Annotated in this window: 10 protein-coding genes; 5 read left to right on the top strand and 5 right to left on the bottom strand. The window is 70.2% G+C overall.

The window, feature by feature from the left end; all coding sequences use genetic code 11:
* Positions 1–77: 77 nt before the first annotated feature.
* Positions 78–1,019, bottom strand: coding sequence for a glycoside hydrolase family 16 protein (locus IH80_RS0121040; RefSeq protein ID WP_051809667.1), 942 nt, complete (start codon positions 1,017–1,019; stop codon positions 78–80).
* Positions 1,020–1,434: 415 nt separating this feature from the next.
* Here IH80_RS0121040 and IH80_RS0121050 point away from each other — a divergent pair, with 415 nt between their 5' ends.
* From IH80_RS0121050 to IH80_RS40940, 4 genes are all read left to right on the top strand, one after another.
* The gene (locus IH80_RS0121050; protein ID WP_030962457.1) at positions 1,435–1,899 is read left to right on the top strand and encodes a hypothetical protein; all 465 of its coding nucleotides are present in this window, start codon (positions 1,435–1,437) and stop codon (positions 1,897–1,899) included.
* A gap of 134 nt (positions 1,900–2,033) precedes the next feature.
* Positions 2,034–4,121 carry a glycosyltransferase gene (locus tag IH80_RS0121055; RefSeq protein WP_078906667.1) on the top strand — a complete coding sequence of 696 codons (2,088 nt, stop codon included), beginning with the start codon at positions 2,034–2,036 and terminating at the stop codon, positions 4,119–4,121.
* 2 nt (positions 4,122–4,123) lie between these two features.
* Positions 4,124–5,458 carry an acyltransferase family protein gene (locus IH80_RS0121060; RefSeq protein ID WP_234432326.1) on the top strand — a complete coding sequence of 445 codons (1,335 nt, stop codon included), beginning with the start codon at positions 4,124–4,126 and terminating at the stop codon, positions 5,456–5,458.
* Between the two features lie 335 nt (positions 5,459–5,793).
* Complete coding sequence (locus tag IH80_RS40940) at positions 5,794–6,954, top strand: trypsin-like serine protease (protein WP_051809671.1); 1,161 nt, start codon at positions 5,794–5,796, stop codon at positions 6,952–6,954.
* 58 nt (positions 6,955–7,012) lie between these two features.
* On the opposite strand, the gene IH80_RS0121070 is transcribed toward IH80_RS40940, so the two are convergent.
* The 4 genes from IH80_RS0121070 to IH80_RS0121085 form a co-directional block, all read right to left on the bottom strand.
* The gene (locus IH80_RS0121070; protein WP_158943540.1) at positions 7,013–8,215 is read right to left on the bottom strand and encodes an acyltransferase family protein; all 1,203 of its coding nucleotides are present in this window, start codon (positions 8,213–8,215) and stop codon (positions 7,013–7,015) included.
* Between the two features lie 500 nt (positions 8,216–8,715).
* A complete protein-coding gene (locus IH80_RS39555) occupies positions 8,716–10,722 on the bottom strand; it encodes an RICIN domain-containing protein (protein ID WP_078906665.1) in 2,007 nt (668 codons plus the stop codon).
* Between the two features lie 75 nt (positions 10,723–10,797).
* Positions 10,798–13,251: a trypsin-like serine protease gene (locus tag IH80_RS40945; RefSeq protein ID WP_078906666.1), complete on the bottom strand. Its 2,454-nt coding sequence runs from the start codon at positions 13,249–13,251 to the stop codon at positions 10,798–10,800.
* Positions 13,252–13,329: 78 nt separating this feature from the next.
* Positions 13,330–13,842, bottom strand: coding sequence for a hypothetical protein (locus IH80_RS0121085; protein WP_030962467.1), 513 nt, complete (start codon positions 13,840–13,842; stop codon positions 13,330–13,332).
* A gap of 467 nt (positions 13,843–14,309) precedes the next feature.
* Between IH80_RS0121085 and IH80_RS0121090 the strand changes: the two genes are divergently transcribed.
* On the top strand, positions 14,310–17,675 hold the full coding sequence (locus IH80_RS0121090; RefSeq protein WP_051809679.1) for an ALF repeat-containing protein: 3,366 nt from the start codon (positions 14,310–14,312) through the stop codon (positions 17,673–17,675).
* Positions 17,676–18,037 lie beyond the last annotated feature (362 nt).

An 18,037-nucleotide genomic window follows, 5' to 3' on the forward strand; every position in this document is an offset into this window, starting at 1 on the left:
GCAGGCGGGCTCCAACTGTCAATTGTGGAGCACCTTTCGGCAGCGATGCCCGCTCGGCGCCCTGGCGGAGGCCGCCGTCAGGCCTTGGGGACGGTGTTGATGTGGTGGGTGCCGGCGCTGTAGAAGCCGTCCACCGCCTTCTGGACGTCCGCCGGGGACACGGCCTCGTCGGCCTTGTAGTAGACCCAGTTGACCTTCATCTCCCAGGTGCGCGCACCGCCGGCGAAGGGGAGGTCGATGAACCAGTTGCTGAAGTGGATGTCCATCTTCTCGCGCGGGACGTACTTGCCGGAGCTGCTGAACACCTCCTTGCCGTCCAGGGAGTACGTGACCTTGCCGTCCATGGCCGTGATCATCAGGGTGTGCCAGCCCCCGAGGCGCTGCTTGAGGGTGTTGTTGACCCGGTCCGGCGGGTCGGCCTTGTACCAGCTGACGTTGTCGAGCCGCGGCCCCGTCGAACCCCAGCCGCCGTTCGGCAGGTACTCGAAGTCGAGTTCGCTGTACTTGTCCGAGGCGTCGGAGGGCGAGATCGGGAAGAAGGTCTGCACGACGTGATCGCCGTTGCGGCCGCTCGTGGGCTTGTCGCTGAAGTGGACCCGGGCGGCGTACGTGCCCGTGAAGAGGTTCTTGCCGGTGCCCTGGATCTCGACCTGCTTGGTCCCCGGCTTGGTGCCGTCGGTGGAGGACCGCAGCTGCAGGACCCTGCCTCCCTGGGCGGTCGGGTCGGCGGGGAAGGCGGCGCCGGCGGCGGACCAGCTGTCCTTGATGCCTGGGCCGCCCCCGCCCGTACGGATCTCCCAGCCGTGGGCGGCGAGCGCGGGGTCGTCGGCGCCGTCGTACTGGAAGTCGTCGAACAGGGTTCCCGGCGGTCCGGACGGGGTCGGCGAGGCACTGCCCGCGGGGGCGGCGGCATCGTCGGCGGGGCCGCCGCCGGAACACGCTGCGAGGACGCACAGGAGGGCGGGCAGGGCGAGCGCGGCCCACGCGCGGCGACGAGAGGTGCGGCGAGGCTGGCTCACACGGGCTCCTTGGGGGCGTAGAGGCGGTATCCGGACACGCCCTCTTGCGTGGGGATCAGCAGCTGATCCGATGAGGGCGTCATCCTAAGGCTCCGGGCGGGGGTCGGAGCGACCGTAGTGGCGGCCCCTCGCGCCCTTCGGAAGCTACGGTTCCGGCGAAACGTTTTGGCTGAAACGCGCTCCCGCCTGCACTCGGCGACCGTGGACGTCGGTCTACCGGCCGGTACCACCCATTGGCGTTTCGATCCGATTACGACCCAGGAGTAGATCGGGTCAAACATGAACATCGGGGTCAAGTCTCTGGAGGCCGGTGCACTAGCGTTCGCCCTGCGGTCCAGCGGTCCCGGTCTACGTACCCTGCAATGAAAGGCCTCGCAAGGTGCGCCCTACAGCCAAATCCAGCCAGCGTGGATCTGTGTACCCGAGCGGGTTCGACATGTTCGAGTCGGGCTTCGAGGCTCCTGCTCCCGCACCCGTGTTCGTCGACCAGTCGGGTCTGCGCGGCCGGCTGCTGCGCGGCTTCGGCTGGCCGGTTTCCGTCGTCGGCGCGATCCTGGCGGTCGCGATGGCCAGCAGCCTGATCGGTGTGCAGGCGGACGCCCCGGCGATGGGCATACCCGCGCAGCCCTCCAGGACGCCCGTCCCGTCGCACACCCCCGCGCCGTCGCTGTCGCCCGCCCCGTCGTCCGCCTCGTCCGCACCCCGGACGGTCGCACGGTCCGCGACACCCCAGCCGAAGAACCCGGCCGCCACGTCGAAGAACGCGGCCACCACCCCGAAGACCGCTGCCACCACGTCGAAGACCGGGGCGACCTCGAAGCCCGGCGCCACCGCGCCGCGCGGGGTGAAGCCGTCGGGCCAGCCGGCCAAACAGCCGTGACACCCGCGCCGCCGTAGCCCGGCCGCGCAGCCCAGCCCCGATCACCCGCACCACCATCTCCAGGAGCGTCATTGTCCCGCCACCAGCGCCGCCGGCAGTCCCTGCTGAGGCCGCGCCGACTGGCCGCGCCACCGCTGCGCTTCTTCATGCCGCTCTCCCTGCTGGCCTGCCTGCTCGCCCTCCTCGTCCTGCGCGGCCTCGCCACGAACGAGGCGTTCCACGACTCCCGGATCGCGATCTCGGTCGACAAGACGACCGTGCCGAACCACCTGCTCAAGGGCGGCCCGGTCATTGACGCGCGTGGCGCCAAGAACGAAAACCCCGTCAGCTACCACATCCCCGACCGGACCGCGGTGCTGAGTTTCGACGACGGTCCCTCCCCCGAGTGGACGCCGAAGATCCTCGAGGTGCTCGCCGCCCGCAACGTCCGGGCCGACTTCTTCGTCACCGGTGCGATGACCACCCGCAACCCGGACCTGATCCGCCAGATCGTCGCGGGCGGCCACGAGCTCGGCGTGCACACCTTCACCCACCCCGACCTGGTGTACCAGTCCCACGCGCGGATCAGCTGGGAGCTGGCGCAGACACAGCTCGCGCTGGCCGGCGTCGCGGGCGTCCACTCCGCGCTGTTCCGTCCGCCGTACTCCTCCGACGCCACGGCGATGGACGACTGGAACTACCCGGTGATCAAGTACGTGGGCGCGCGCGGCTACCTCACCGCGTTCATCGACCGCGACACCGACGACTGGAAGCGCCCCGGCGTGGACGCGATCGTCAAGGCGGCGATGCCGGCCAAGCCCGGCGCGGGCGCGCTGATCCTGCTGCACGACGCGGGCGGCGACCGTACCCAGACCCTTGCCGCGCTCGTCCAGATCATCGACAAGCTGCAGGCCCAGGGCTACCGCTTCACCACCATCTCCGACGCACTCGGCGCCTCCAGCGCGACCGTCCCGGTGGACGGATTCCAGCTGTGGGCGGGCAAGGGATTCATCTGGGCCACCCAGGCCGCGGTGCACACCCTGCCGGTGCTGGTCGGGCTCCTGGCCCTGGTGGGCTTCCTCAACTTCGGCCGCTTCGCGCTGATGCTCGTCCTCGCACCGATCCACGCCCGCCGCTCCAAACGGCGGGACGCCTGGGGAGCGCCCGTCACCGAACGGGTCACCGTACTGGTCCCCGCCTACAACGAACGCGAGTGCATAGCCAACACCCTGCACTCCCTGGCCGCGAGCGACCATCCGATCGAGGTGATCGTCATCGACGACGGCTCCACGGACGGCACCGCGGACATCGTCGAGGAGATGAACCTGCCGTTCGTGCGGTTGATCCGCCAGGTCAACGGCGGCAAGTCCAGCGCGCTCAACACCGGAATCGCGGCCGCCTCGCACGACATCATCGTGATGATGGACGGCGACACCGTCTTCGAGCCGTCCACCGTGCGCGAGCTGGTCCAGCCCTTCGGGGACCCGTCCATCGGCGCCGTCGCGGGCAACGCCAAGGTCGGCAACCGCGAGAGCCTGATCGGCGCCTGGCAGCACATCGAGTACGTCCTCGGTCACAACCTGGACCGCCGGATGTACGACATGCTCGGCGTCATCCCGACCATCCCCGGCGCGGTCGGCGCCTTCCGCAAGGAGGCCCTGCGGCGGGTCGGCGGGATGAGCGACGACACGCTCGCCGAGGACACCGACATCACCATCGCGGTGCTCTGCGACGGCTGGCGGATCGTCTACGCCGAGTACGCCCGCGCCTGGACCGAGGCTCCCGCCAGCCTCCAGCAGCTCTGGTCCCAGCGGTACCGCTGGAGCTACGGCAGCATGCAGGCGATGTGGAAGCACCGCCGCGCCGTGACCTCCCGGGGCCCGGCAGGGCGCTTCGGGCGGCTCGGGCTGCCGCTGATCGTGCTGTTCGGAGTGGTCGCCCCGCTGCTCGCGCCGCTGGTCGACATGTTCCTGCTGTACGGCGTGCTGTTCGGTGACGCCCCGATCACCCTCACCAGCTGGGGCGGCTTCATCCTGCTCCAGGCCGCGCTGTCCTGGTACGCCTTCCGGCTCGACCGCGAGAAGCCCTGGCACCTGATCAGCCTGCCGATCCAGCAACTGGTCTACCGCCAGCTCATGTACATCGTCCTGCTGCAGTCCGCGATCACGGCGCTGACCGGTGGCCGACTGCGCTGGCAGAAGCTCCGGCGCACCGGCGAGGTCGCTGTTCCGGTGGAGGCCTGACCGTGACCGCACCCCTCGACCTCGGGCGCGCCCGGGGCAACCGGAACACCCCCTATGCCCGGGACACGCGTGACACCCGGGACACCATGCAGTTGAGGGTTCCCGCCGCACTGCGGGCCCGGCCGGAGCGGGAGCCGGAGCCGGGACCGGAGCTGGGGTCGGAGCATGAGCCCGAGGCTGCGCCGTCCTCCCGGAGCAAGGGCGGCCGGGACCGCTACCTCGACCTGCTGCGCGCGCTGGCGCTGGCCCGCGTGGTGCTCTACCACAACTTCGGCTGGTTCTGGCTGCCCCTCGTCTTCCCGTCGATGGGCGTGATGTTCGCCCTGGCCGGCTCGCTGATGGCGCGTTCGCTCAGCCGACCCGCCCTCGGCGTGATCCGCGGCCGACTGCGCCGGCTCCTGCCGCCGATGTGGCTGTTCGGCGCTGCCATGATCGCCCTCCAGATCGTCGCCGGCTGGGGCCCGCAGTCCGACGGCCACCCCACCTGGTGGTGGTCGAAGCTGGCCTTCTGGCTCCTGCCGCTGAGCACCCCGCCGTACGCGGACGAGCTGTCCGGCTTCGGGCTCGTGGAACCCACCTGGGCGGCGCAGATCATCGTCCCGCTCTGGTACCTCCGGGCCTACCTCTGGTACGTCCTGTTCTCGCCGCTGCTGCTGCGGGCACTGCGGCGCTTCCCGGTGGTGACGCTGTCCGCGCCCCTGGCGATGGTGATCGTCATGAACGCGTTCTTCGCCGACCAGGAGTTCGTCTACGGCCGGGTCTGGGAGTCCGCCAACGACTTCGCCACCTTCGGCGCGTGCTGGATCCTCGGCATGGCCCACCAGGAGGGGTTGCTCAAGAAGATCCCGCAGTACGTGCTGCCGTCCGTCGCGCCACTGATCATGGTGGCCGGCTTCTGGTACCTGCAGACCCGCCCGGTCGACCCGACCGTGGCGACCGACATCGAGTCCTGGCCGATCGCCCAGGCCCTGTGGTCCTTCGGCTTCGTCGCCATCCTGCTCCACGTCAGCCCGTCCTGGGACCGGTGGCCCAGGCCGCTGGAACGCTGGAACGGCCTGATCAGCCTGCTCAACGCGCGCGCCGTCAGCTTCTACCTGTGGCACCAGGTCGCCCTGGTGGCCGCCATCCCGCTGATCGATCCGCTCTGGAGCGTCCCCTTCGTCTACGCGCACTTCCAGTGGCTGCTGTCCAGCCAATGGTTCACGCTGCTGGTGGCGATCCCGCTGGTCGGGCTGCTGGTGCTGACCTTCGGCTGGGTCGAGGACGTGGCCGCCAAACGCTCGCCGCGACTCCTGCCGTACGCGCGCCGCCAACGGGGCAGACGCCGCGCCGACTGACGCGACCCGCCGACCGCGGGGGCCGTATGGCCGAATGACAGCGTCGGGTTTGCGGAAAATCGACACAACCCTCTCAGCTGGTGACACAACTCACCAGCAACGCGGTGGTAATGCGCACTATGCCGGTTAATTTCGCTTGGCGCGATCTTGGTGCAGCTGCTTCCATTCGGCATATCGGCAGTGCTGAGCGATCAAGCGGACGGCATATCCCGACGGGCTGGGGCCACCGAGGGATTGCCGTTCGGTTGATTCCAGAAGGGCCGGCGCCTTCGGGCACATTCCAGGAATCCCTCAGCGCCAGCCGAATCCGGCACTCTCGTCCCTAAGGAAAAGGCATGTTCGCACGACGTTTACGCCCGGCGCGGATCGGCGGCCTCCTGGCCGCCTCCGCGGCGACGGCCCTCGCGCTGCTCCCCGCCACTGCGGCCACGGCGGTCACCGGGCCGGCCGCCACCGCCGGGGCGCACCCCTACGCGGTGCGGCTCCAGCTCGGCGGTGAGGCCGACGCCCGCAGCTGCACGGGCACGCTGGTCGACCAGTTCTGGATCATGACCGCCGCCAGCTGTTTCGCCGCCACCCCGGGCACCCCGGTCGCCGCCGGCAAGCCGGCCCTCAAGGCCACGGCCACCCTCGGCGACGGCAGACCCGTCGACATCACCGAGGTGACCCCGCGCACCGACCGTGACGTCGTCCTCGTGCGTCTGGCCACTCCGGTCGCCGACGCCAAGCCCGTCGAGCTCGCCGCCGCGGCCCCGGCCCCCGACGCAGATCTGACGGCCGCCGGGTTCGGCCGTACCAAGACCGAATGGGTACCGGGCGCACCGCACACCGGCACGTTCAGCGTGAACTCGGTCGATGCCACCACCCTCACCATCACCGGCAAGGGCGCCGACGCCCTCTGCAAGGGCGACACCGGCGGCCCGCTGCTGAACGGGGCGGGCAAGCTGGTCGGGGTGAACTCCCGGTCCTGGCAGGGCGGCTGCCTCGGCACCGCGGCCACCGAGACCCGCACCGGGGCCGTCTCCGCGCGCGTCGACGACCTCGCCGACTGGGTGCAGCAGGCCCGCCTCGCCACGGCCACCGTCTCCATCAGGAACATCAACAGCGACCGGTGCCTGTGGGTGCCGTGGCAGACGACCGGTAACTACGCCCAGGTCAAGCAGTACGACTGCGCTCCGCAGTACGCCGACCAGCGCTGGAAGATCGAGCCCGTCCCCGGCGGCGGTTTCCAGATCCGCAACGCCGTCAGCGACCGCTGCCTGTGGGTGCCGTGGCAGGCGTCCGGCAACGAGGCCGCGGCCCAGCAGTACGACTGCCTCTCCCACTACGGGGACCAGGTCTGGAAGATCGAGCCGGTGGCCGGCGGAGGCAACCAGATCCGCAACGTCGCCAGCAAGCGGTGCCTCTGGGTGCCGTGGCAGACGGCCGGTAACTACGCCGAGGTCAAGCAGGTGGACTGCGACTCCCGGTACGTCGACCAGGTCTGGAAGTTCTGACACATCCGACCGGAGGCCACCCCCACAGTGTGCCGGGGGTGGCCTCCGCCGTGTTCCGCTACGCGGTGGCCTTCTGCGACGGCTCGTCCTGCCGGGCCATCACGCGGCGCAGCAGCCGGGTGAGCGGCCGCTCGACGATGCGGTGCAGGAGCCAGGACAGCAGCAGCATGGCCGCGATCACGCCCAGGAGGGTCGGCCAGGCGCCCCACTGCTCGTTCCAGCGCCAGATCACCCGCACGCCCAGCGACTGGTGCAGGAGGTAGAGCGGGTAGGAGATCGCGCCGGCGACCGGCAGCCAGCGCCATTGGACGCGGTCCAGCTTCCCGAGCGCGATCAGGCCCATCACCAGGTACATGACGGTGATCGTGGTCAGGCAGACCTTCCAGTCGATGCCGTGTCCCTCGCCCGCCATGATCTCCGGCAGGCGGTGCTGCATCAGCAGCCACGACAGCGCCAGGATTCCCGCGGTCTCCCCTTCGATCCGGCCGGCCCGGCGGACGAGGTAGAAGGCGACGCCGGCGATGAAGAAGGGCGCCCAGCGGGGCAGGAGGAGCTGTTCCAGCAGCGGAATGCCCGAAGCGGGGGCCATCACCGAGCCCAGTGCCCAGAGCCAGCAGAACGTCGCGACCCGTCGGTAGCCGCTGCCCAGCAGGACGACCAGGGAGAAGATCAAGTAGAAGCGGAGCTCGATCCAGAGCGTCCAGTAGACGTTGTCGACGTGGTGGACGCCGAGGGGTTCGTTCAGCATCGTGAGGTTGGTGAGCATCTGGCCGAAGGTGACCTTCGGCTCGCCCGGGACCTGCGGGCCGAACCGGGCGGCTGCCGAGGAGAGCATGACCGCGGCCCAGTAGAGCGGGAAGAGCCGCAGGATCCGGCCCTGCCAGAAGTGCTGGAGCGACTTGCCCCAGCCGGACATGCAGATGACGAATCCGCTGATCATGAAGAAGAAGGCCACACCCAGCCAGCCGAACTGGGCTATGCGGTGCAGTGCGGGGAAGAGCTCACCCGCCGTCCGCTGCCAGGGGATCGTCCCGTAGCCGGCCAGGTAGTGGAACAGGACCACCGACAGCGCGGCCAGCAGTCGCAGGCCGTCCAGCACCACGATGCGCTGCGCACGCCCGGCACCGCTCCCGGCCGCCGACCGCCCGGATCTGCCGCCTCGCCGCAACACCTCCCGGAGCCGCGCCCTGTCGGGAGCTGCCTGCGGCGCCTCGGCGATCACCGGGGCGCGTTCCCCGGCAAGGGCAAACCTGTCGGACATGACACCTCTGATAATCCTGCGGTGTCGCGACACCGGTGCGTTTCTGATGTGAGAACCCAGTGATCCTAACGGCGCCGCGTCCCTCACGCCGACGCCCGGTCTGCTGGAGGCATTCACTCCGGATCCCGAAGCGTCAGGGGGGTCCGAATCAAGGCGGAAGTTGCTGCCGGGAGAACGCCCTTCCCGGGTAATGAGAAGCGGCGTTCCTTCAGGAGGTGTTCGCACTGATCCGAATCGGACATGTGCGCGGCATTGATGGCTGAAAGCATTTCGAAGTCGAGGGAGCCCGTCGTCCGGCCCCCCGAGGGTGGAGCGGACGACGGGCGGACGGTTGGCGTGGTCAGGTGCCGGGGACGACCTTGCCGAGGTCGGCCCGCCGCCCTGGTTCAGCCACATGGACACGGCGCCGTTGTCGGCGATGGTGATGCAGTCGGGCTTGCGGTCCCCGTCGAAGTCGGCCCAGCGTACGCGGGTGGTTCACGGCCTGGCGGCCGGGCCGGTCACAGGTGCCAGCTCTGCGTCGCGAAGGACGGGTCGGCAGCGTGCCCCCACTGCTGTGCGGGTGCGCCGTTGTCCTTGCTGGAGTTGCTGATCTCCAGGGTCTTGCCGCTGTTGACGTTGCTGATGTTCAGGCTGACGGTGCTGCCGGCCTGCTTGATCGTCCAGAGCATGGTGGGGATGTCCCGGCAGGTGTACTGCTGTGCACGGGCACCGTTGTCCTTGCTGGAGTTGACGATCTCCAGGCACTTGCCGCTGTTGACGTTCACGATCTGGTAGACACCCGCGGTGGCCGTGGGGCGGAACTCCCACTTCGCGCCGGGCTGCGCGCCGCAGGTCCACTGCTGGGCGATGGCACTGTTGTCCTTGCTGGAGTTGACGATCTCCAGGCACTTGCCGCTGTTCGCGTTGCGGATCTGACCGCCCGCGGGAAGGGGGAAGGGGGACGGCCAGGCGTGGGTGCCGAGCGCGATGGCGCCCTGACCGGTGCCCTTGTAGAAGTTGAAGCGCTGCTGGTTGTTCCACAGCCCGCCGAGGTCGGTCCTGCCGTCGCCGTCGAAGTCCCCGGCCAGCATGACGGGCATGTTGTTCCAGGTCTTGTCGGGCCACATGGAGACGCCGGTGCCGAGGCCGCCGGCGGTGGTGCCGCTGTAGCGGCGCAGGGTGCCGTCGGAGGCGATGGCGACGACGTCGTCCCGGCCGTCGCTGTCGATGTCACCGGTAGTGATCTTCTGCACGCTCAGCCAGGTGTTGTCCGGCCACATCTTCTGTCGCTGGCCGGTCAGTACGCCATCGGGACCGGTGGTGTAGGCATGCAGAGAACCCTTGGCGTCACCCGTGCCCCATACTGCGAGGAGCCCGTCGCGGTCGGAGCCCGCCACCCGGTACCGCTCGAGTTGGAGCATGGCATTCCAGTTGGTGTTCCCACCCGTCCACATCACCTTGCCGGCGGCCATGCTGCCGTCGGGCCGTCCCGCGTACAGGCGCAGCGCGCCGTCACTCCAGACGGAGGCGATGTCGGTGTACCCGTCGCCGTTGAAGTCACCGCCGATGATCTTCTTGGCGGGAGCCCAGGTGCCGTCGGCCCGCCACAGCGGGCGGCCGTACTCGAAGGTGCCGTCGGGGCGGCCGGCGAAGGTGTGGAGATTGCCGTCAGTGGTGACGGCCGCGACATCGGTACGGCCGTCGTTGTTGAAGTCGCCCGAGGCCATCACCTCGGTGACGTTCGGCACCAGGGACGCCGTCCGCACCGCGGGGGTGGTCCTGCGGACCTGGTCCACCCAGGCGGCCACGTCGTCGACACGGACGGCGAGCGCGCCGGTGCGGGTCTCCGCCGGATCCGTGCCCAGGCATCCGCCCTGCCAGGAACGGGAATTGACGGCCGCCAGCTCCAGGACGCCGTCCTTCTGGCGGAGGGCCGGGCCACCGGTGTCGCCCTTGCAGACCACCGCGTCACCGGATGCGTCCAGCCCGAGCGTGCCGCCTTCGGTGGAGGTTACGGTGAAAGCACCCGTGTGGGCCTTGTCCGGGACCCATTCCGTCTTCGTCCGTCCGAACCCGAGCGAAGTGAGCGTTTCGCCGAGCGCCGGGGCGGTCGAGGCGACCTTGACCGGTTCCACCCCGACGACCCGCCAGCCGAGCTTCACCATCACCAGGTCGCGGTCGGCGTGAGGCACCAGTTCCACGGCCTCGGCCACGGTGCCTGCGCGCTTGGTGAGATCGGTGCGGCCCACGGTCACCGTCGTCTTCACGGCGGGCTTGCCAGCCGGTACCGGTGCGGAGCCGGTGCGGAAGCAGGACGCGGCGGTGATCACCCACTGGGCGTCGACCAGAGCACCCGAACAGGCCGCCCGGTCGTCCATGGTGAGTTTGGCCGCGAAGGCATGACCGCCGGCCGGAGCGGCGGTCCCGTTCAGGGCCGTGGCGGGGGCTGCGGAGAGGAGGCCGCTTCCCACTGTGGTGGCGACCAGCGTGGCAGCCCACGCCAGACGTGAACCGTTTACGCGCATGTTGATCCTTATGGTGTGCGGGCCCGTCCGCGCCGGGGTGGACGGCCGGCGCGGACGGGTCGGTGGTGCGGAGCGTTACCGGGACACGGTGGCGGTGAGGTCGGTCGGCGCGGTGAGGGCGCCGGGAACCTGACGCCAGGCGGTCCATGTACCCAGGGCGGCGTCGAGGGTCGTGCCCTGGACCGTGCCGGCGGCGCCGATCGCGTAGACGTGGGTGTTGCCCGCGGCGGAAGTGCTGGAGAGACGGGTCAGCCCCGTGCCGCCGATCCTGGTCCAGGACGGCTTGAAGGCGCCGGCGAAGTAGTCGCCCGCCTGGCTGTAGAGGGCGCCGTCGGAGCCGATGACCTGGATCTGGACGGTGGCTCCGACACGGGAGACGGTGATGTCCTTGGCGCCGGTGATGCCGCCGGGGATGTCGCCCCAGTTGTTCCAGGTGTTGCTGCGGGTGTCGAGGTCACGGCCGTAGACCTTGCCGCCCGCGATGCCGTAGAGGCGGACGTGGGGGCCGGCCTTCACGGATGTGAGGCTCGTCAGACCGGTGAAACCCGGGACGGCGGTCCAACGGTCGTTCCAGCGCCCGGCGTTGTAGTCGCCGACCTGTGCGTGCAGGTCGCCGTTGGATCCCACGATCTGCACGTACAGGACGTTGTCGATCATGGTGGCGGCGATGTCCTTGACGCCGGCGGCGCCGCCGGGCACCTCGTTCCAGCCGCCCCAGGCGTTGGTGGTCGGGTTGTACTCCCGGTCGTAGACCCTGCCGCCGGCGACACCGACGTAGCGGATCGTACTTCCGGTGTCCACGCTGGTCAGGTGGGTGATCGGGAGGCCGCCGACCGTGTTCCACTGCGCCCCGAACGCACCGGTGGCCAGGGTGCCGTGCTGGACGGCCAGTGCGTTGGGTGCGGTCGCGGCCAGCGTCACCTTGGAGGGTGCGGTCAGGATTCCCGCCGCCACGTCGGTGGCGCCGGCGATGCCGCCCTTGAGCGCCCGGAAGGCGCTCCACGTTCCGGTGCCGGTGTCGAGGCGGGCGTTCTCGACCCGGCCCGCGGCGTCGGTCGCGTAGAGTTCGACGGCGTTGCCCGAGGGAGCGCTCGTGATGTTAGTCAGGCCGGTGCCGCCGACCCTGCTCCACGCGTCGTTCCAGTGGCCGGCGTCATAGTTGCCGTACTGGGTCCATAGGGCGCCGTCTCCGCCGACGATCTGCACCTGGACGTTGTTGCCGATCATGCTGGACGCGATGTCCTTGACGCCGCCGGCGTTGCCGGGGACCTCGCCCCACGGCGTCCAGCTGTTGTTGCGGGTGTCGAAGTCGCGGCCGTACACGCGTCCGTCGGCCACGGCCTGGACGCGTACGAAGGGACCGGCGGGCGCGCTGGTGATGCGGGTCAGCCCGGACGCCCCGACCGAGGTCCACGCGTCGTTCCAGCGGCCGGCGCGGTAGTCGGCGACCTGCGCATAGAGGTTGCCGTCGGCGCCTGCGATCTGGACGTGAACGCGGCTGCCCACGCGCGAGGCGGCGATGTCCTTGGCGCCGGCGGCGCCGCCGGGCACCTCGCCCCAGCCGGACCACCTGCCGTTCGCCGCCAGGTCGAGGTCCTGGCCGTAGACCCGCCCGTCGACGATCGCGTAGGCGCGGACCATGTCGCCGTCGCGGACGGTGGCCACCCGGGACACGTCCTTGCCGTCGACCTTGGCCCAGGACTCGCCGTACTCCCCGTAGCCCAGGTCGCCGGACTGCGACCACATCGCTGCGCCGCCACCGGCCAGCAGGGACACCTGGTTGCCGGTGCGCGGGGCCGTGATCGACGTGATCCACCCGGCGAGGTCGTCGGTGCGGGCGGCGATCGCGCCGGTACGGGTCTCGGCCGCGGAGCCTCCGAGGCAACCGCCCTGCCAGGAGCGGCTGTTGATGCCGACGAGCTCGCCGGCGGCGTTGAGGAGGGGGCCTCCCGTGTCGCCCTTGCAGAGGGCGTCGGTGCCCTTGCCGGTGATCGAGACGGTGGTCGCATCGGACGAGGTCGTAGTGAACGTGCCGGTGTGCGGCTTGCCCGGCACCCACTCCGTCTTCGTCCGTCCGAAGCCGACCGCGGTCAGGTCGACGCCGGCCGCGGGGGCGGTGCTCGCCCGCTTGACCGGAACGATGCCGGTGACCGGGGAGGCCAGCCGCCCCAGGACCAGGTCGCGGTCGGCGGCGCCGGCGGAGACCTCCACGACGTCACGGGCCTGTCCGGCGAACGTGGCGGTGGTCCTGCGGGCGGGCTCCCCGGCCGCGACCGGGCCCCCGGGGGTGGAAGCCAGACAACTGGCGGCCGTGAGGACCCAGCGGGGGTCGACCAGGACCGCGCTGCAGCCGCGGCCGTTGGCTTCTTCGCCGACGGTGAGCGTCGCGGCGAAGGCGTACCTGCCGGCCGGAGCTTCGGGCCCCGTGACGGCCTGGGCAGGGGCGGCGGAGGCCAACCCCGCCGCGACCGCGGTGGCCGTGACGAGTAAGCCGGTCGCCCGCGTGGGGAGAGGACGAATTTCAGGCATATTCTTCTTTCGGAGTAGAAAAGACTGCCGGCGCCGCCGGGTGCGGTGTCCGACGCGCAGTGGGGATTTCCCCAGAGGCTACTTGGAAGTCCTGATCTCCAGAAGCATGAAATCGCGACCCTGCTCGTCGGCGGTCTGGCCGACGGCCGTCCAGGCGTTCTTGTCGACGGTGAACGTCTTCTGCTCGGCGCCGGTGGACATCTCGACCTCCGCCGCGTAGTTGTTTCCCTTCACTCCGAAAACGGACGGGATTTCCAGGCTGAGGTAGCCCTTGTCCCCGGTGACACGGAAGCAGACCTTCTCGTTCTTGAGAGGGAAGACCTCCAACAGTTCGGGTGCGCCGGTGCATTCGGCGAGCAGGATGTGCCCGTTTCCGCTCTTCAGCTTGATCTTCTGCTCGGCAAGGATTTTGTCGGCGTTCGGGTAGGAGAAGTCCTCGACGGCGTAACCCGGACCCTCGTCGGCGATCGACTGTGCCGCGAGGCTCTCCGTGTCGGTTCCGCCGGTCACTCCGCCCAAGGCGGCCCAGGTCAGAGCTCCGGTACCCAGAGCCGCGCCGACGATCCGCAGGATGGTGCCACGTGCCTTCATTGCCGTCCTTAAATAGCGATCCGAGTGGTTCGCGCGCACACGTGAGTGCGCTGCGAGTGGAATCGGGGAGTCCGAATGCGGAGCGCGCCTGCAGTCGTGGATATCCCCGGGCATGGCTGATCGGCGCACTCGGGACGAGATTGCTTCGAAACCCGAGTGAGTAGCCGGCGATCTTCTGAATGAAACCAAGGCATTCGTCATCCAGCCAATCGGATAGAAGCCCCATATCGGGACATCTCTCCCACTCTCGACGTGACTTGCGCCACTATGTGGAATGGTTGTGACGATTTCTCGAAAATCCATAGTCGAGATCAGGCCATCTTTCGGCCGGGGAGATGCTCGGGTTCGGGCCGGGTGTGTTCCGGCGGTATGCGGTGCATAGGGTCGGGTCATGGCCGCCCGATGAAGAATCTCGGGCCGGCTTTAGCCTCGGCTTCGACGAGGAATCAAAGTCAGAGAGGTCTTTCGTGCAGGAAACATTTTGGAGTCGGCGCCGTTTCACGACCGCCGTCGCGGCGAGCGTGGCCGTTGTCTCCACACCCTGGCTGTCCGTCACCCCGGTCCGGGCGGCCCCCCGGGCGGGCGCCGCCGGGTCCGCTGCCGGCGCACCCGGCGACGCTCTGGCGCTGCCGGACACCGACCGGGCCAAGGCCGTCAAGGCATGGATCCTGGGCGGCCGTTCGGTCAAGGAAGCGGCTGCCTACGCTCTCGGCGGCACCGACCAGGAGATCACCACCTTCCTCACCGAGCAGTTACCGCAGGCCACGCGCATCGACAACCGGGTCACCGCGTTCACCTACCTGGGCTTCGGAGGCAAGGGCGTCCGAAGGGATGCGGGCGCCGCCCTCACCGGTGGGGACGCGGCGATAGCCGCGTTCGTCAAGGACGGCTTCCGTTCCTCGGTCACGGAGGACATGAGGGTGTCGACCCTCAGCGTCATGGCCAACGGCGGGAAGAGCGTCAAGCGGGACGGCAACGCCGCGCTGAGCGCCGGCACGGACCAGGCGTTGGAGCAGTTCCTGCTCACCGGTCAGTACGACGCCAGGCTGGAGGACAAGCGGGTTGAGATCGTCCGCAGCCTCGCCACGGCCGGCCCGGAGCTCAAGAAGTACGCGAACCGGGCCCTGAGCGGGACCGCGGACGACGTGCAGTGGTACCTCGACACGGGCCAGCACATCGCACGGGCGCGTGACCAGGAGGCCGCCACCATCGGGCAGTTGGTCGCGATCGTCGAGCGCGAGAGCGCGCGTGCCCGCGAGCAGACCGACCTCGCGGTCGAGGCTTCCGAGCGGGCGACGACAGCCGCGAGCAAGGCCAAGGAGAAGGCAGAGACGGCCGCGGCCGAGGCCGAGAAGGCCAGGGACGACGTCCGGCGGTCCGCCGAGGCGGCCCGTGAAGCCGCCACCGCCGCGAGTGGAGCCGCGTCCGCCGCACGGACGGCCATCCGTGCCTCCACGGCGGCGGTCGAGGCCTCGCAGCGGGCGTCCTGGGCGGCCACGGCCGCCTCGCAGGCCGCTGCCGCCGCCGGTTCGGCCGCCACGCGCGCCTACAACGCCGCGATAGCCGCGTCCAAGGACGCCTCCAGGACCAGCGAGGCGAAGAACGCCGCCGTCGCCGCCCGGGACGCCGCCGCGAAGGCGAACTCCGCGGCCAAGGCGGCCGAGGACGCGGCCGTCGCGTCCGAGCAGTCCGCGAACGCCGGCGTCGCCGCCGCCGGCGCGGCCCGCAACGCAGCGGCCGCCGCGAAGGCCTCTGCCCAGGCGGCAGCGGCCTCCGGCGTCGCCCAGGGCGAGGCGGCCGAGGCCAAGCGCCAGGCCGAGATCGCCTCCTCCGCCGCCAACCAGGCGACCAACGCCGCCTCCACGGCCCAGGCCCTGGCCTCGACCGCCGCGCAGGCCGCACGCAGGGCGAACAGCGCGGCCAGGTCCGCCGCCGGACATGCCGAGAAGGCCGCCGACGCCGCGGAGGAGGCCGTCAAGTACGCCGGCCAGGCCATCGACTTCGCGAACAAGTCCACCGCCCACGCCGACGAGGCGGTCAAGGCGGCCAACCTCGCGACGCAGGCCGTCGCCGACGCCATCGACGTGGAGAAGAACGCCCGCGCGGCGGAGGCGGCCATGCTGACGGCCGACAAGCTGCAAGGCATGAAGGAGGCCGCGCAGCTGGCCCTCCTGGACAAGAGCGAACGTGCGGCCGCCCTGAACAAGCGCACGCAGGCACAGCAGACCGCCCAGGCCACCAAGGACCTGATAGCGAAGGCGGAGCAGGCCCTCGGGAACGACGACCTCGCCGCCGCTGCAGCCCTCGGCCGCCAGGCGGCCGTCGCACTGCTGGACTCGAGGGGCAGCTGGACCCGCCAGGCCGCCCGCTTCGCACTCGCCGGCTCCGACTACGACGTCCACTCCTGGATCGACCTCGACCGGCAGCTGGCCGAGTCCCAGGACGACCGGGAGACCATCCTCTTCATCGCCCAGGTCTCCGAGCCGGCCGTCGCGAAGGCGGCGATGCAGGCACTCGCCGGCGGCATCCCCGCACAAGGGGACTTCAACACCAGTGGTGTCATCAGGTCGCGCGCCGACGACAACAGGATCAACATCCTCAAGATCCTGCACGAGAAGCCCGGCAAGTCCGTCACCAAGGCCGCCAACGACGCGCTCAACGCGAACACGCCGGAGGCCCTCCAGAAGTTCTTCGACGAGGACCTGCCCAAGGCCGTCGAAGAGGACGACGCCGTCCGGACCATGAAGATCATCGCGAGCGGTGGCGCCTACTCGAAGGCCTACGGCGAGGTGGCCATGGAGGGACCGGCATGGCTGCGCCGGCGTTTCGTGGAGGCCGTCCAGTACAAGGCCGCCCAGCTCGACTACGACTCCCTCAGTCACGCCGCCGCCATGCAGGCGACCATCGCCGCGGCGTCCAAGATCGCTCATGAGGCGCAGAAGGACGCGGCCCTCGCCTCCAAGGTCGCGGCGGACGCCAGGGCCGCGGGCCAGCAGGCACAGGAGTGGGCCGACAAGGCGGTGAAATCGGCGAAACTGGCCGACGACTTCGCGCTCAAGGCCCGCGAGCACGCGGACGCGGCGGACAAGTCCGCCGCCGACGCCCAGTCTTCGGCGAACAAGGCCAAGGACGCCGCCGCCACCGCCCAGAGCGCCTCCCGCGCGGCCAACCACTCCGCCAACCGTGCGATCGACGCCGCCCGCAGCGCACTGGCCTCCTCGTACAGTGCGCAGGCCTCCGCCGCCAACGCCCACCAGTCAGCGCTCGCCGCGGGCCAGGACGCCAGGACCGCTGCCGCGGCCGCCGCCCAGGCACGCCAGATCGCCGCGGACAAGCGGACGGCGGAGGTGCAGGAAGCCGCGCGCCTGGCCGCCGAGCAGGCGCAGAAGGACCGGGACGCCAACCGCAATCCCTCCGACACGTCGAACAACGACACGGTCAACCCCAAGGGAAGCCAGCCCGGCAAGGACGAATGGTGGAACGACGCCAAGTGGTGGGCTGACACCGCCGACAAGGTGAGCACGGCCGCCGGACTCCTGGCGGCGGGCTTCGCCGTCTCCTGCGTGTTCTTCCCGGCCGCACCCGTCCTCGGCAGCATCGCCGCGGTCTGCCTCGGCGTCTCCGTCGTCGCCGCCGGAGTCAGCGCGATCGCCACCGGAATCGAATACGGCTTCACCAGCGGCGAGTTCGCCTCGTCCGCCGGTCGCGCGGCACTCGGGCTCGTCACCCGCGGCGGCGGACGGGTCGCGGCCAAGGTGGCCAAGCCGGTCGTGCGCACCGTGGAGAAGGCCGCCGGCGCGGCTTCCAAGATGCTCTACGACCTCGTTGCCTGACAGAGGTCCCGTCCGACGGACCTGACGGTGCGTCTGGTCCGTCCTTCCTCGCCCTGCAGCCCGCTCCGCCCCCGGCCCACGGCCATGGGGCGGGGCGCGCACGTCCGGGAGATGAATCGTTTCGGCGGTGCGCGCCCTTCCCCTCGATGCCCCACTTCCCACCGAAAGAAGACATGTCAACATCACGTAGGAGACGGATACTTCCCGGTCTCCTCCTCGTACTGAGCCTCACCGCCACCACCACCGGCACCGCCGCGGCCGAGGGCCGAGCGGTACAGGCTCCGGCTGCGCCGACCACCATGTCCGCGAGCACCACCCCCGCCGGGGCTCCGGGGTCCTCCCCGGACGCGGCCGGCCCCGGC

The sequence above is a fragment of the Streptomyces sp. NRRL S-378 genome, from assembly GCF_000720645.1.
In the GTDB taxonomy this organism is placed as follows: Bacteria; Actinomycetota; Actinomycetes; order Streptomycetales; family Streptomycetaceae; genus Streptomyces.

Bases quoted from the DNA above. Each gene is read 5' to 3' on its own strand.
- IH80_RS40945 (WP_078906666.1), bottom strand. From the start codon at position 13,251: ATGCCTGAAATTCGTCCTCTCCCCACGCGGGCGACCGGCTTACTCGTC.
- IH80_RS0121085 (WP_030962467.1), bottom strand. From the start codon at position 13,842: ATGAAGGCACGTGGCACCATCCTGCGGATCGTCGGCGCGGCTCTGGGT.
- IH80_RS40940 (WP_051809671.1), top strand. From the start codon at position 5,794: ATGTTCGCACGACGTTTACGCCCGGCGCGGATCGGCGGCCTCCTGGCC.
- IH80_RS0121070 (WP_158943540.1), bottom strand. From the start codon at position 8,215: ATGTCCGACAGGTTTGCCCTTGCCGGGGAACGCGCCCCGGTGATCGCC.
- IH80_RS39555 (WP_078906665.1), bottom strand. From the start codon at position 10,722: ATGCGCGTAAACGGTTCACGTCTGGCGTGGGCTGCCACGCTGGTCGCC.